This is a genomic window from Haladaptatus sp. AB618 (genome assembly GCF_024136965.1).
Taxonomy (GTDB): Archaea; Halobacteriota; Halobacteria; order Halobacteriales; family Haladaptataceae; genus Haladaptatus.
Map to the genome: position 1 here is coordinate 59,929 of NZ_JAMYJX010000001.1, position 15,543 is coordinate 75,471.

The 15,543-nt window shown below is 60.4% G+C and carries 13 protein-coding genes; 8 read left to right on the forward strand and 5 right to left on the reverse strand.

What is annotated here, in order from left to right:
• The 4 genes from NKF26_RS00335 (at nt 1) to NKF26_RS00350 (ending at nt 2,897) form a co-directional block, all read left to right on the forward strand.
• A complete protein-coding gene (locus tag NKF26_RS00335; protein WP_253224768.1) occupies nt 1–387 on the forward strand; it encodes a DUF2073 domain-containing protein in 387 nt (128 codons plus the stop codon).
• On the forward strand, nt 387–1,256 hold the full coding sequence (locus NKF26_RS00340) for a Zn-ribbon containing protein (protein WP_253224769.1): 870 nt from the start codon (nt 387–389) through the stop codon (nt 1,254–1,256). Before NKF26_RS00335 ends, NKF26_RS00340 begins: the two co-directional genes overlap by 1 nt.
• Nucleotides 1,257–1,321: 65 nt before the next feature.
• Nucleotides 1,322–1,768: a hypothetical protein gene (locus tag NKF26_RS00345; protein ID WP_253224770.1), complete on the forward strand. Its 447-nt coding sequence runs from the start codon at nt 1,322–1,324 to the stop codon at nt 1,766–1,768.
• 352 nt (nt 1,769–2,120) lie between these two features.
• The gene (locus NKF26_RS00350; RefSeq protein WP_253224771.1) at nt 2,121–2,897 is read left to right on the forward strand and encodes a hypothetical protein; all 777 of its coding nucleotides are present in this window, start codon (nt 2,121–2,123) and stop codon (nt 2,895–2,897) included.
• A gap of 171 nt (nt 2,898–3,068) precedes the next feature.
• Here NKF26_RS00350 and NKF26_RS00355 read toward each other — a convergent pair whose 3' ends face one another.
• Together NKF26_RS00355 and hemB are read right to left on the reverse strand one after the other, a co-directional pair.
• Nucleotides 3,069–4,748, reverse strand: a complete 1,680-nt coding sequence (locus NKF26_RS00355) for an ammonium transporter (protein WP_253224772.1) — start codon at nt 4,746–4,748, stop codon at nt 3,069–3,071.
• Between the two features lie 381 nt (nt 4,749–5,129).
• A complete protein-coding gene (gene hemB, locus NKF26_RS00360) occupies nt 5,130–6,113 on the reverse strand; it encodes a porphobilinogen synthase (RefSeq protein WP_253224773.1) in 984 nt (327 codons plus the stop codon).
• Nucleotides 6,114–6,201: 88 nt separating this feature from the next.
• Here hemB and NKF26_RS00365 point away from each other — a divergent pair, with 88 nt between their 5' ends.
• A complete protein-coding gene (locus NKF26_RS00365; RefSeq protein WP_253224774.1) occupies nt 6,202–6,924 on the forward strand; it encodes a DedA family protein in 723 nt (240 codons plus the stop codon).
• Nucleotides 6,925–7,292: 368 nt separating this feature from the next.
• The gene (locus NKF26_RS00370; protein WP_253224775.1) at nt 7,293–9,350 is read left to right on the forward strand and encodes a S9 family peptidase; all 2,058 of its coding nucleotides are present in this window, start codon (nt 7,293–7,295) and stop codon (nt 9,348–9,350) included.
• A gap of 266 nt (nt 9,351–9,616) precedes the next feature.
• Here the strand turns inward: NKF26_RS00370 and NKF26_RS00375 are convergent, their stop codons facing one another.
• Complete coding sequence (locus tag NKF26_RS00375; protein WP_253224776.1) at nt 9,617–9,832, reverse strand: hypothetical protein; 216 nt, start codon at nt 9,830–9,832, stop codon at nt 9,617–9,619.
• Between the two features lie 53 nt (nt 9,833–9,885).
• Nucleotides 9,886–10,677, reverse strand: a complete 792-nt coding sequence (locus NKF26_RS00380; protein ID WP_253224777.1) for a S26 family signal peptidase — start codon at nt 10,675–10,677, stop codon at nt 9,886–9,888.
• A gap of 83 nt (nt 10,678–10,760) precedes the next feature.
• On the opposite strand from NKF26_RS00380, the gene NKF26_RS00385 reads away from it, so the two are divergent.
• Both NKF26_RS00385 and NKF26_RS00390 read left to right on the forward strand, forming a co-directional pair.
• Nucleotides 10,761–12,272 carry a DNA-directed DNA polymerase II small subunit gene (locus tag NKF26_RS00385; RefSeq protein ID WP_253224778.1) on the forward strand — a complete coding sequence of 504 codons (1,512 nt, stop codon included), beginning with the start codon at nt 10,761–10,763 and terminating at the stop codon, nt 12,270–12,272.
• Between the two features lie 274 nt (nt 12,273–12,546).
• Nucleotides 12,547–13,854: a twin-arginine translocation signal domain-containing protein gene (locus NKF26_RS00390; RefSeq protein ID WP_253224779.1), complete on the forward strand. Its 1,308-nt coding sequence runs from the start codon at nt 12,547–12,549 to the stop codon at nt 13,852–13,854.
• Nucleotides 13,855–13,948: 94 nt separating this feature from the next.
• On the opposite strand, the gene lpdA is transcribed toward NKF26_RS00390, so the two are convergent.
• Nucleotides 13,949–15,373 (reverse strand): dihydrolipoyl dehydrogenase, encoded by a 1,425-nt coding sequence (lpdA, locus tag NKF26_RS00395; protein WP_253224780.1) that lies wholly within the window; start codon nt 15,371–15,373, stop codon nt 13,949–13,951.
• Nucleotides 15,374–15,543 lie beyond the last annotated feature (170 nt).

Consider the following 15,543-nt stretch of genomic DNA (forward strand, 5'->3'; position numbering starts at 1 on the left):
ATGCCAGAAGTGAAAAATACAGACGACGGCGTCCAAGTCGACCTCATCGGTGGTGAGCGGATGGCCGGGAAGACCAGTATGGAGAAGATCCGGATGATACTGGACGGTGTCCGTGATGGAAATATCGTTATCCTAGAGGAGGGGCTCTCCCCCGACGAGGAGAGCAAGCTTATCGAGGTGACGATGACCGAGATCAGCCCCGACGAGTTCAGTGGTATCGAAATCGAGACCTACCCGCGCTCGAAGACATCCGATGGTGGCTTACTCGGTCGGTTGATAGGTCGTGAGTCGACCGATTCGAAACTCACGGTTATCGGCCCCGCAAACCAGATCGAGACGCTTCACAAGGACGAGAATCTCATCAGCGCGCTTATCTCCCACAAATAATGCCCCACAAGTGCACGAACTGTGGACGGACGTTCGCTGACGGGTCGAAGGAGATGTTGTCCGGTTGTCCCGATTGTGGTGGCAACAAGTTCCAGTTCCAACCGTCGGGATCCGCCCCGTCTCCAGGCGAAACGAAGGCCTCCACGACGGGTTCGAACCCGAAGGCTGCGGCGGCTACCACCGACAATTCGACGGTAACCGACGACTCGACCGCCACCGACCCTCGATCCGAGACGGGCGCGGTTAGCCGCGCGACGAGTACCGTCAAAGGATGGGTCGGTTCGCGTAACCGCTCTGAACCTTCGGATTCAAGCGCTAACGAGCGACAACAGGGACAACCCGAACGCGAGCAGAAACCCTCTCAGCCGAGCGCGTCCGCACGTTCGACGCCACCTCAAAAATCGCCGACCGATTCTCCGTCCGATTCGTCAGCGGATTCGCCGACCGATTCACCGGCCGATCCAACCGTCGATTCGCAAACGGACTCTCCGTCCGATTCTCCGTCTGATTCGCCAGTCGATTCTCCGTCCGATTCGCCAGTCGATCCAACCGTCGATTCGAGTGAGGATCGGGCACAGGCGAGTGCCCGTTCCGAAATCGTTCCGGAGGACGAACTTCCGGAGCGTCCAGGTGCTGACGGAACGGGGACTGTCATCAAACCACCCGAGGACGACGACCAACCGAGTCTCGACGAACTCCGGGAGGAGCTCAACAGCCAATTCGAGAGCATCAAGGTGGTCGAACCGGGCCAGTACGAACTCAACCTGATGGAATTGTACGAACGCGACGAGTACATTATCGCCATGCGGGAGAACGGTCGCTACGTCATTCAGGTTCCCGACTCGTGGACCGGCCCGGTCGATAGCTGATTCTATTTAACGGCGTGCAATAGCAGGGATGGCGTCTTTGGACGGGCGTGATAGACACTGGTTGTATGAATCCATCCAAGCAACTCGCTCGGAGTCTCCTCTCGGAGTCGAAAGCGTACGGATACACGTTGACCGTTTGGGGCGGCGGCGCGATACTGATGAATCAGTACGGCTCACCGCGAATTCCGGAAATCTTCTGTTACGTCGCCGGTGCGCTGATAGCGTTCGGTATCCTGGCGAGCGTGACGTTCGAGAACCTGTTTTCCGATCCGAACTCGGATCACGACGAACAACTCATCGTCGCCTCGATGGTCCACGTCGTCGCGACGTTCGGCAACTTGCTGTTGGGCTACGGCATTTTGGCGACACTCAATCCGGGATTCCCGTCCGACTGGGGCTTTTTGATCCTCGGATTTTGGGGGACGCTCTGTTACAACCTGCTGCTTCTCCTCGAATCCGGGGTCGCCCGTCTCGTTACCTCGACGGTTGCGAACACCGAAGTCGGCACATAAGGTGTATTGAACCAGCGAACCTCTTTTTTCCAAAGCAACTACCACACCATCTTCCCAATCATCACACTGACCTTTCCGCTCCACTCGAAACGATGGGCCGTTCGATCCGTTCTCACACCTCATTCGTTCGCCGCAAGTTCGTTTCTCGTGAATTCGACACCGAGACGGAATCGACGCGACTGACGACGATCTGGAGTGGAAATGAAGGGGTACCGCGCCGAGTAGCCAGATTTTAAGCGTTCGAGTGGAAACAAACGGGTATGAACACTCCGACAAAAATCGTCCTCGGTACCGTCCTTTTGGCGATACTACTCTCGATCGTGCTCGTCGCACAATACGCGCTCGCGGCGTGATGTTTCGCGAACGTACCATTCCCCAAGACGTGACGGCGGTGCGGGAGGAGTATGCACCGAACGCGCTCGTCTTGGATTGCGAACGCGATTTCGAGACGCTCCCGATTCCGGCACGGGACGACCTCGCGCTCCTGACGGACGAACTGTGCCCGTTTTCGGCACCGGACGAGTGGCTACCCGACGACGCTCCCGAGCTACTACGCCGCTTCGCCGGAAACGACCTCGTGGTCGGCATGCCCGGCGACGGAAGCGTGGCGTGGACCCACCAGACTGACCCACCCGTCGTCTTCGTAAAAGCTCGGGTGCAAGGGTCTCCCGAGGAGTTCATCGATTTCCTGCTCGCGGAGGCGCTGGTCGAAGTCGGACTCGACATGCCCGAGCATTTCCTCGAATTCTTCGAGGAAGAGTACGCCGAATTCGCCGACGCGGTTCCGCTCGACGCGGCGAGCACGTACCAACTCGCCGTCGCTCTCTGTGATGCGTACATCGGTTTGCACACGCGAGAGGTGTTTGCCGATTGGGACGGTTCCCACCCCCGTTTGTTCGAGGCGTGGCAGGACGCGGGCCAGCGAATCGAACCGCGACTGGAAGGCATTACCCGCGAGGTGGCGATGGGACGAACTGACTTTTCGGACGCCGCCGAGTTCGCGTGTAGCGCCGTCAAACACGGTATCGAACCACCCGCTCCGTTCGCCGTCTTCGACACGCAGGCCTATCGCGAACACGGTGCGTCCTTCGCCGTGAAATGGGCCGAGAAGACGTTCGATTCGGAGTAACGAATTCGATCGGTTTCGCTCCGTGGTTTCGGTTCGGGGGATTTTATCCCGTATCCCATTCGAAAAATCCCAAATCGCTATCTTGCGTTTCGTCGCTCCCTCTCTCTATCTCGCCGCTGTTTTCTCTCCTCGCTATCTTTTTTTCAACTAGCGGCCTCGTCGCTATACTCTCTACACTGCATCCTGTCCCTGTTTCCCCGTCCGAACTTGATACGCGTCCTCTACGGGGAGGATGAATACCTTCCCGTCTCCGGGTTCGCCGGTGGTTGCGGCGTCACGAATCGCCTCGGCGACCTCCTCGGCGGGGATATCGGCGACGACGCACTCTACCTTCACCTTTTGGTGTAAGTCAACGACGTACTCCTCGCCGCGCCACTGACCGAGCTTGGCGGGCTGGTTCCCCCGTCCGCTGACGTTCGTGACGGTGAGGCTCGGGGCACCGACTTCGGCGAGTCCCCGTTTCACGTCTCCCAACTTGTCGGGGCGAACGATGGCCGTAACGAGCTTTATCTTTCCGCCGTTCGGTCGTCCACCATCCGTGCGGAGGCTTTCGGGAACGACGCCATGCGTGCCCTCGTGACCGAACTCGGGATAGGTTTCGACACCGTGTTCGCTCGCGTCCAACCCTTCCTTCTCGTGGTGCGGTGTGACACGCGCCTGACCGAGTTTTCGTGCACCGCCGAAGACTACCATGGTCGCTCCGACGATCCAAAGACCGATCACCGCGATGCCGGTCGCTTGCACTGCGAGTCCCGAGAGCACCGCTCCGAGGCTGAAACTCTGCCAGGTCCCGACTGCGACGAGCGGATACACCAACGTCCCGAGGATACCGGCCGATCCGTGTACCGGGAACACCGCACAGACGTCGTCGATTTGGAGCCGTTTTTCGACGAACTCGAACACGAACGGGAGTTGCGCACCCGCCAGCAGGCCGACGATGATCGCACCCGGCCACACGATGTCGTCGGCGATAGCCGTGATACCGACGAGTCCGGCGAGCAAGCCGTTTGCGACGTAGAGGGTATCTACCTTCCCGGTGCGTATCAGGGATACCGCTCCCGCGCCGAGCGTCCCCGCTCCCATCCCGAGCGTCGTGACGAGTGCGACCCGTCCGACCGTTTCGAATGCGGCCAGCGAAATCGTCCCGTTTTTCACCGAAAACACCGTCGCGGCGGTGCCGACGTTGAACCCGTACCATCCGAAGGCGAGGATGAGCGTTCCGAGGGCCGCGAACGTCACCGAGTGACCCGGAATGACGTTCGCGGTTCCGTCCTCATCGAACCGACCGAGACGCGGACCGATGATCCACGCGGCGGTCAATCCGGCGAGGCCACCCATCCCGTGAACGATCATCCCTCCCGCGAAGTCGTGAAACCCGAGCGACGAGAGGAAGCCACCCGCCCACGTGAACCCGACGACGACGGGATAGAAGACCCCCGCGAGAAGGATGGTGTACCCCACGTACGTGCGGAGCTTACACCGACCCGCGACTGCACCGCTGACGATCGTCGCGGCGGTCATAGCGAAGACCGCACCGAACAGCCAGTCGACCCACGTATTGACGTCGGTCGGGGCGAGGATGGCGGCGAACTCACCGACGACCGACCATGCTCCGGTCGCCCCGGTCAGATGACCGACGATACTCGAGAGTGCCGCCCCCACGAGAAAGAAGGTCATCACGCCGACGCTCCACGTCAGGAGGTTTTTCGTCAACTGGTTGGCGACGTTTTTCGAGCGGACCTGACCGGCTTCCAGCATGGCGAAGCCGGCGTGCATGAAGAAGATGAGGAACGTCGCAATGAGCACCCAGAGGAGGTTGATTCCCTGTGCGATGACTTCGAGGTCACTCATCCGTCTTACCCTCTGTCGGGATGATAACGAGATCGTCTGGAAGACTGTCCAGGAATATCGAATATTCTTGCCTGTCTGTGTTCTGTGTCATGGTACAACAGAGCAGGAGTATTCCATATAACGTTGGTTGTCAAAACTTTCGAATTATATGGGCTTCAATTGGACAAACGTCGCTCTTATTATCGCATACAATCGATTTAAGGTTGTAAGACGGTCGGAAATTGGGTACTCGTTGTTCCACTTCTGGACAAACGTTTCACGACCATTCAATATTTGCCGACCGTTTCCGTTCACTTCGACTCGCTCGATGCGCGTGAGATTTGGGGTTATTCGGCCGAAAACGTTCTCTATCGCGGCTTTAGGGGTTTCGGGAGTCTTCGGCTACGCGAGTTCGTCGGCGATGTCCTCCGCGAAGTAGGTCATAATCAGGTCCGCACCCGCGCGTTTGATCGAAAGCAGGGATTCCAACGCTGTCTCCTGAAGGTCGAGCCATCCCTTCTCGCTCGCGGCGTGCAACATCGCGTACTCCCCGGAGACGTTGTATGCGGCGACCGGATGGTCGTACTCCGCCCGAATGTCCCGCACGATGTCGAGGTACGGCAGTGCGGGTTTGACCATCAGGATATCCGCGCCCTGCTCGACGTCGAGTTCGACTTCGCGCATGGCTTCGCGTGCGTTGGCCGGGTCCATCTGGTAGTGCCGTCGGTTCCCGAACGCGGGAGCACCGTCCGCAGCGTCACGGAACGGCCCGTAAAACGCCGACTCGTATTTGGCGGCGTAGCTCATGATGGGGACGTCCGAAAAGCCCGCCTCGTCCAACCCGGTGCGAATCGCGCCGACCATTCCGTCCGTCATGCTACTGGGGGCGACCATCTCCGCGCCCGCCTCCGCGTGCGAGACGGCGACCTTTTGCAGGAGGTCGAGCGTTTCGTCGTTTTTCACCGTGAGTTGCGGGTCGTCGGCGGCGTGGTCCTCCACGATTCCACAGTGGCCGTGGTCGGTGTACTCACAGAGACAAACGTCGGTGATGACCATCGCGTCCGTCTCGTCCGTGATCCGGCGCGTCGCTTCCTGCACGACGCCATCTTCGGCCCACGCGCGACTCCCTCGCTCGTCCTTCGACTCCGGGATACCGAACAGCATCACGGAACGGACACCGGTCTCCAGCACCTCTCGTACTCGTGCGACGCTTTCGTCGATCGGCACGCGTTCGTGTCCGGGCATCGACTCGATCTCGACTCGCTCGTCCGTCGTCGCATCGACGAACACGGGCGCGATGAGGTCGCTCGCGTCGAGGGTCGTTTCGCTGACCAACTCGCGGATTCCGTCACGACGAAGCCGACGTGGACGGTCGGTGAGGTCCATATCCATGCTACCGGCGGAATCCCCAAAACCGCGTCGCTCCGGGAACGGGTCACAACGCATTTAGCCCATCCCGTCAATATCCGTTTTGATGCATATCGCCTCGCTCGTCGCGGTCGAGACGACCTTCCCGTCCCTCCTCATCCTTTCCGTCTTCGGCTTGGCACTGATGTCGTTCACCACGGATTCACGCTCGCTCCGAACGTTCGTCGCCGATTATGGCGTTTTCCTGCTCGCGGGCGGCGTCGCGCTCACGGCTGTCGCCGGAATCCTCCTCTTCCTGTTCGGCGACGAGACGCTCGCGAAACGATGGCTCCACCAGTACGGTCTGTTCGCCCTGTTCTTCATTTTCATCCTAGAAGGGGCGATGATGCTGTACTTCGCCCCGAGCGAAACCGTCGTCCCGATCGGCGTCGCCGTGCTCGCCAGTTCGTCTAGCGATTATCGCATGATCGTTCTCATCGTCGGCGTCGCGGTCGTCGCCTCGACCATCGGTCAGTATGCCCTGTTCCTCCTCGCAAAACGCGGCGGCCGCGAGTACCTCCTGGAAAAACCGTGGTTCCGGATCGACGATTCGTCGCTCGACCGCTTCGACCACTGGTTTCAGCGCTGGGGCCCGGTCGCGATTCCACTGAGCAACACGCTCCCGTTCACCCGCGGTATGTTGACCGTTCCGGCCGGGTTCGGCGAAATGCGGGATCGGAACTTCATCGTCCTCTCCGCCATCGGGTCGCTCTGTTTCGAATCGCTGCTCGCGATTTTCGGACCCAAGGCGTTCGCGGTGGCGATGAACGTCGCCTCCCAGTACATCTGACGACCAAATCCTCCCCCGTCTTTATTCTCTCAGTCTTATCTCTAAACTATCATTTTCTGTCCACAATCCCGACAACTGTCACTCGCTCTAAAACACACCGAGTGGGACGGGCTCGAATAGATATCGTCCCTATCGTACCATGGCGATAGACCTAACAGTACTGAAAGCGTATCTTTATCTGCGCCCGCGTACCGTTTGTCGCGTGCCATGCTACGAGCGCCGCGTGGGCGCACTTTCTCGGAAATCGTTCCCGTCGAGCGTCGAGCATCGCTTCTTTCCATACGGCTCCGTCTCGTGACCGACGAACATCTCCCCATGATGGTATTTCGAAGCGAAAGTATATTCGTCCCGGATTTCGAGGGAGGGATATGGAAACGATACGTGCCACCGAGTATCACGAACTCGTCAGCGTGGACGATCCACGAGTTTCACCTGACGGCGAGCGAGTAGCCTTCGTCCGTTCCGTTCCGAAGGACGACGAGGAGTATGAGGCGGCGGTGTATATCGTTCCGCTCGGTGGTGACGAACCGATGCAGTTCACCATCAGCGAGGGCGTGGACAGTAACCCTCGTTGGAGTCCGAGCGGCGACCGACTCGCGTTCGTCAGCACGCGCGGTGCGGACGACGACCGGCCGCAGCTGTGGGTGATGCCCACGGGGGGTGGCGAGGCCCGACAGGTGACGGACGTGGTGGGCGGCGTCTCACAGTTGGCATGGTCGCCCGACGGGACGAAAATCGCGTTCGTCCAGTCGAACACCGAGGACGACCGCGAGGAGGGGCGAGACATCTCGCTCGACGGCGAGGAGTACGAACCGGAAACGCCCGACCCCCGCGTCATCGACCGGAAAATCTACCGTGCAGCGGAGAACTATTTCGACGGCAAGCGGAGTCACGTCTATCTCGCGGATTTGGACGACGCTTCCGTCGCACGGGTCACGGACGGTGACTTCGACCACGTGGGACCGGAGTGGGGCGACGAGACGACGCTGTACTTCGGTGCGCGGCGTGAAGGCGACCCGGACGACAACATCATCGTCGACATCGTCGCCTACGACACTGACGCCGAGGAGGAGGAGACGCTCTTCCAAACCAGCGCGTGGGGCGCATCACTGACCGCGACGGCAGACGGTCGAATCGCCTACGCCTTCTCGCCCGAGGATAACGCGACGCTTCGACAGACCGAACTCAAGGTGTTCGACCGGAACTCCGGCGAGACGGTCACGCTCACCGAATCGTTGGACAGAACGCTCGCGATTGAACCACAGTGGAACCCGGACGAGGAACTGGTCTACTTCGGCACTCCGGATCAGGGAGATCAGGTCATCTGGCGCGTCCCGGGAGACGGAAGCGACGACCCACAGCGAGTCGTCGGCGACGGGCATATCACCGACTTCTCGATCGGTTCCGACGCCCTCGCGTACACGAAATCCGAGTGGGACCACCCCGGGGACCTGTTCGTCTCGACACCTGGCGGGGCGGAAACCCATCGGCTCACCCGCGCGAACGCCGACTACCTGAACGACCGCGCGGTCAGCCAACCGGAGGAACTCAGTTTCGAATCCGAAGCGGGCATCGAGATTCAGGGCTGGCTTCTCACGCCGCCGGACTTCGACGTCGACGAGCAGTACCCCTTGGTCGTCGAGATTCACGGCGGCCCGCACGCGATGTGGTCCACCAGCGGAACGATGTGGCACGAGTTCCAGACGCTCGCCGCCGCGGGCTACGTCGTCTTCTGGTCGAACCCGCGTGGTTCGACGGGCTACGGCGAGGACCACATGGCCGCCATCGAACGAGATTGGGGCGACGCGACGATGACCGACGTGATGGCCGGGGTCGACCTCATCGCGGAACGCGACTACATCGACGAACACGAGATGTTCGTCACCGGCGGTAGTTTCGGCGGCTACATGACCTCGTGGATCGTCGGACACACCGACCGGTTCAAGGGTGCCGTGAGCCAGCGCGGTGTGTACGAACTCAGCAGTTTCTACGGTTCGACTGACGCCTTCAAGCTCATCGAGTGGGACTTCGGGACGACGCCGTGGGAGGAACCGGAGTTCCTCTGGGAACGCTCCCCGGCCGCATACGTCGAGAACGTGACGACGCCGACCCTGCTCATCCACAGCGACAACGATTTCCGCGTCCCGGTGAACAACGCCGAGATGCTGTATCTCCTGCTCAAGAAAAACGATGTGGAGACGCGCCTCGTGTGCTACCCGCGTGAAGGCCACGAACTCTCACGCAGCGGCGAACCGGGCCACATCGTGGACCGACTGGAGCGGATCGTGCGCTGGTTCGACGGCTACTCCGAGTACAGCGACGCGCCGAAGGCGCTGGAACGCGGCGACGACGGCCTATCCGCCGCCGAGGAAGACGAGGACGAGAACGAGAACGGAGAAACCGGGTCGGATACCGAGGACGAATAACGACAACTGTTGTCGTACTGTGGTGCGTTTCGTCCGGGGGTAAAAACGCTCAAAATCGGACGCTTGCTGTCGATTTTTCACTGGAAACGAAGGGGTTCCAGCTACCGCCGATTGTCCCGATAACCAGCGATATCCCGATAACCATCGATATTGCCATCTTCTTTCGACTATTGACCGCTCCCTATCGGTTCCGTGGTCGGCTTCGTCAGGAAATACAGCGGTTGTTTTCGACCGCAGTCATTCGGTTTCGACACGAAAAGAAGGGGTTAGTCCACGATGATTTCGGAATCCTTCGGCTCGGCATCGGAACTCGGCTTCATCTCGTTTTCGTAGCGGTCTATCCAATCCGCGAAGCATTCGGGACAGAGGCGCTGGCTGTTGATCTGTGAGCGGTCGACTGTCAATCGAACTGTTCGAGCCAGCGCGTCCTGCAACGGCCCTCCACAGTCATCACACGGTTCTGGATCGCTCTCGTCGCTCATGAACGCTCAATGTTGCTCAGAGTATATAAAAATCGGCGGGAATAGGTCGGAAATCAGACGGCTGCCGCGGACTGCGATGCGTTCGTCGCCTGCTGGGGGCGCTGGCTCGACATCGCGGGCGAGTAGTTGGTCCCGTCGTGCTGAGAGGCGGTCGGGTTCGGCACGGCCGCTTGGGAGAAGAACAAGCGGATCTGTCCCAGCCACGGTATCTTCAACTCGGCCGTCCCACGAATCCAGCTCGGTTCTACCGGGTCGCTGATGTTGTACACTTGGTCGTACGCGCCGTTGTTGTCCCCTTTCGTGATGAACCCGGCGTGCGGTGCGGGACAGTAGCGCAGTTGCTCGCAGTTTTCCGCACCGCCGATGTAGTTCTTGTTGGCCTTATCGTACCAGTTCTCGTTCTTGTTCACCCAGAAGCGAGCGCGGTGAATGACCGGCGTCCGATCGCTCTCTCCGAATCTCTTATAGATTATGACGTCCCCGTAATCGTTGAACTTCTTGTAGCCCGTTTGCTGGCCCTCCTGATAAGTGACGACGCCCGTATTCCCGTGTGCCGCACTCGGCGCGAAACGGTGCTGGTCCATGATGAAGATCAGGTCGCCTCGATACATCTGTGGCTGCATACTGCCGCTCTCGACGGCGACCATCGGTGGCCACACGCCGCTGACCGCGAACAGTATGAGGCCGATTGCGACGACGACGGCGGCACTCTCCAACATCTCACGCAGAAAAACGACGGTCCCGTTGTCCGTTTCACGGAACCAGCGAACCCACGCCATCGGTCCTGATTCGTCCGGACCGAATTCCCGCATACCGTCCGACGACGACTCGTCTGGGGGACTCATTACGGCATGCTATTCTTTCACTGATTGTCAACCTTCTGGGTTGGTTCGCTACTCTTTTCCCCCATCCGCGTCTCTGCAGATATGTGCCACTGGAAACCCCGGCTCGCATCGTTCAGGAACTCACGAGCCGCGGGTACAACGCTGATTTGGAGGCAGTCACGCTTCTCGCGTCCGCTCCCGACCCCGGAGCGGCAGTCGAACGTGCAGTCGAATCCGCCCCCGAAGACGCCCTGAAACTCTCCGTCGGACACGTCCGGAGCGTTCTCGATGCCCCCTCGTCAACTGATACCAACCCCTCCGCTTCAGGTGGAACTTCGTCCATCAAATCGATAGCAAACGGGACGGATTCTCCAGTCGAAACGAAGGGGTCCATGTCACGAACTCTCACCGAGCAGTCGGTGGACATCGTCAACGACATGACGGGCGCGAGTACGGGAACCGGCGAATACGACGACTTCGTCACGGTGTTCCGCGACCGCTTTCAACGCCTCTCGGGTAAGCTTCGTGGCCGGGTGAACGCCCGCCCGACGAACGCCGTCGCCAGCATGCCCGGCGGCAGCGACGCCGCCATCGTCGGCATGATAAGCGACATTCGCTCGACGGCGAGCGGTCACTGGTTGGTCGAACTCGAAGACACGAACGGAACGTTCCCGTGTCTCATCATGAAGGACAAGGAGTTCGCGGGCGTCGTGAACGAACTCCTGCTGGACGAGACCATCGCCGTCGAAGGAACCCTCTCTGGTGACGCGGGTATCCTGTTCGTGGATTCGCTTCACTTCCCGGACGTTCCCCGAACGTATCGGCCATCGACCGCCGACCGCCACGTCCAAGCGGCACTCATCAGCGACGTTCACGTCGGGAGCCAGGAGTTCATGGCCGACGCGTGGCATCGGTTCACGAGTTGGCTCCACTCCGAGGAGGCCGAACACGTCGAATACCTGCTCATCTGCGGCGACATGGTCGAAGGCGTCGGTATCTATCCGAATCAGGACGAGGAACTCGACATCATCGACATCTTCGAGCAGTACGAACAGTTCTCGGAGTATCTGAAAGAAGTCCCGGGTGACCTCGAAATCATCATGATCCCCGGCAACCACGACGCGGTTCGCCTCGCCGAACCACAACCGGGATTCGACGACGAACTCCGCTCCATCATGGACGTCCACGACGCGCGTATCACGAGCAACCCATCGACGGTGACCATCGATGGCGTCTCGGTGCTGATGTACCACGGCGTCTCGCTGGACGAGGTCATCGCCGAGATGCCCGCCGAGAAGGCGAGTTACGAGGAACCGCACAAGGCGATGTACCAACTCCTGAAAAAGCGCCACGTCGCGCCGCAGTACGGTGGACACACGCGTGTCGCACCCGAGGACAAGGATTATCTCGTCATGGACGAGGTCCCCGACATCTTCCACACCGGCCACGTCCACAAACTCGGCTTCGGCAAGTACCACAACGTGCTCGCCATGAACTCCGGTTGCTGGCAGTCCCAAACCGATTTCCAGAAGAGCGTGAACATCAACCCCGACTCGGGATACGCACCCATCGTGGATTTGGACACGCTCGACGTCACCGTTCGGAAGTTCGCGTGATCCGTTCGTCCTTCGATTTCCAATCGAAATGGAGGGGGTGGTGTCCATTCTCACACGCATCGATACACTTCGACGGACCGTTCGAGCGGTCGTCGAACGACCGCTGAATGACCGTGGTATCGGCGAGACGATATTCCTCGTTCTGCCCGACCCGTCGATGCCAAACCCGTCTCTTGACGCTTCTACCCGGGACGAACAGATGTCGGATGAATTTGGGTGAGACTTGCGAAAATGTTCTTTTGTTCATCTTCGGAAATAGTAATCGTCGCTAATCATGACTGCACCAGATTCGGATGAGGTAAGCGGGACGGGCGATTCGAGCGCGACATCACGTCGGCGGTTCTTGGCGGGTGCCGCCGTGGCGGGTTCGGCGGTTGCGCTCAGTAGTACCGCGATCGCGATGAAATCGTCGGCGGCGGTCACGTTCGACGACCAAACGACGGGTGGAACGTCGGTGACTGTCAAATCGGCGACGCTCCCCGAGGGTGGGTTCGTCGCCATTCACGACGACCGCCTGCTCGACGGGAAAGCACTGGAGAGCGTCATCGGCGTCTCCGATAAACTCGACGCCGGGGCGCACACCGACATCGAAGTCAACCTGTTCGACGTGGACGGCGCCGACTTCGACGAGAAGATGCTCGAAGATGACGGGACGCTCATCGCCATGCCGCACGTCGATTCGAACGGCAACGGCGAGTACGAGTTCGTCTCGTCCGGCGGGAAAACCGACGGCCCGTACACGAAGGACGACAAGGCCGTCGTCGACGACGCGAAGATCACCGTCGATGACAACCCGATGGCGTCGGTCACCTTCGACGACCAGACCTCCGACGGCACGATGGTCACTGTCGATTCAGCGATGCTCTCCGACGGCGGGTTCATCGCCATTCACGACAGCAGCCTGCTCGACGGCGAGGTCCTCGACAGCGTCATCGGCGTTTCGAGCTACCTCGAATCCGGGTCACACGAGGACGTGTCGGTCTCCCTGTTCAACGTTCCCGGCAGCGACTCGGACATGTCGATGCTCGAAGAGGACGGGACGCTCATCGCCATGCCACATCTCGACTCCAACGGCAACGAGGAGTACGACTTCGTGGAGAGCGAGGGCAAGGCGGACGGTCCGTACACGAAGGACGGCAAGGCCGTCCTCGACGACGCGAAGGTCACCGTCGAGATGGACACGAAGCCGACCGCGGACGTCTGCTTCCGCGACCAGAAGTCCGACGGCAAGCGCGTCTGGGTGAACGAGGCGACCCTCTCGGACGGCGGATTCGTCACCATCCACGACAGCAGTCTCCTCGACGGCAAAGTCCTCGACAGCGTCATCGGCGTCTCCGATAAACTCGACGCGGGTATGCACGAGGACATCGAAATCTCGCTGTACGAAGGGGTTCCGGGCGGCGACTACGACATGGATATGCTCGAGGGCGACACCACGCTCATCGCCATGCCGCACCTCGACACCAACGACAACGGTACCTACGACTTCATCACCTCGGAAGGGGAGATGGACGGTCCGTACACGATGGGCGGCAAGGCCGTCCTCGACGACGCGGCCATCACGGTCTCTGACGGCTGTTAACCACTGCTCACGAGAACTGACGTAGTAACCGGGAAAAATAATCTCCCTTTTTGACGGTCGTTCGGACGATGCCGACGGTTCGTCTCGACTCCGCTTATCGATTCAGCGTGTGAATCGCGTGGCCGAGCGCGTTCTCGGCACACTCCATCACGGCTTCCGAGAGCGTCGGGTGGGTGTGAATCGTCGCGGCGAGGTCTTCGAGCGTCGCGCCCATCTCGATGGCCATCCCGAGTTCGGCGATGAGTTCGGAGGCCTCCGGTCCGACGATTTGTGCGCCGAGGACGAACCCACTCGGTTCGTCGGCGATGATGCGGACGAAGCCGTCGGAGTGGCCCGTCGTGAGCGCACGGCCGCTGGCTTGGAACGGGAACCGACCGACGACGGGTTCGAAGCCCTGCTCTTCGGCTTCGTCCTCGGTCAGACCCACGGTGCCGATTTCGGGGTCGGTGAAGACGGCGGCGGGCATGGCCTGATAGTCGAGCGCCGAGGGTTCACCGGCGATGACTTCGGCGGCGACCTGTCCCTCCTTGCTCGCTTTGTGGGCGAGCATCGGTTCGCCCGCCACGTCGCCGATGGCGTAGATGTTGTCCTTCTCGGTTCGCGCGCGGTCGTCCGTCTCGATGAACCCCATCTCGTTCGTCTCGATGCCCGCGCTTTCGAGGTCGAGCGTGTCCGTCACGGGTCGGCGACCGACCGCCACGAGGACTTTCTCGGCACCGAACTCCGAGACTTCGCCGTCCTCGTCTTCGGTCCTGACCGTGATACCGTCGCCCGACTCCTCCCACTCCTTTGCGGCCTGTCCGAAGTGGAAGTCGATTCCGAGTTCCTCGGCCTTCTTCTTCACGGGTCGTGCGAGGTCGTCTTCGTACGCCGGAAGCACCGAGTCGAGCATTTCGACCACGGTGACGTCCGAGCCGAGTTTGGCGAGGACGCCCGCCAGTTCCATGCCGATGTAGCCTGCGCCGACGATGACGATGCTCTCCGGAACGTCGTCCATCGCCAGCGCCATCCGCGAGTCGAGGACGTGTTCGCCGTCAAACTCGAAGCCGGGAATTTCGATCGGGCGACTGCCGGTCGAGATGATCGCGTGCTCGAACTCGACCGTCTCCGAACCCTGTCCTTCGCCCTCGTGGACGACGCGAACCGATCCGTCGTCCGCGAACTCGGCGCGGCCTTCCATCAGCGTGACGCCGTTCGCCTTACAGAGCTTCTCGACGCCGCCGGTCAACTGGGAGACGACGCCGTCCTTCCACTCGACCATCTCGCCGTAGTTCACGTCGAGTTTCGTGTATATGCCCATGTCCTCGGCGTGACTGGCGTCGTAGGCCAAGTCGGACGCCGTGATCATGGCCTTCGACGGGATACAGCCGTAGTTCAGGCAGACACCGCCGTAGGCGTCCTTCTCCACGAGCGTTACGTCGAGTCCGAGTTGTCCCGCGCGGATCGCGGCAACGTAACCGCCCGGTCCCGCGCCGATCACCAGCACCTCAGTTCCAGTCGAGATATCTCCGACGACCATTATCGGACTAGAGTAGGTACCGGGTAAAAAATCAGGTGGATTAGCTCCGAGCAGTAGACGAACGTGAGCAATCACCACGATTCCACGTCGGGTTCGACAATCCGGGTAAAAATTATACTCCGCTTACAACAACTGATACTATGAACCGGCTTTCCCGCTACGCTATCGGT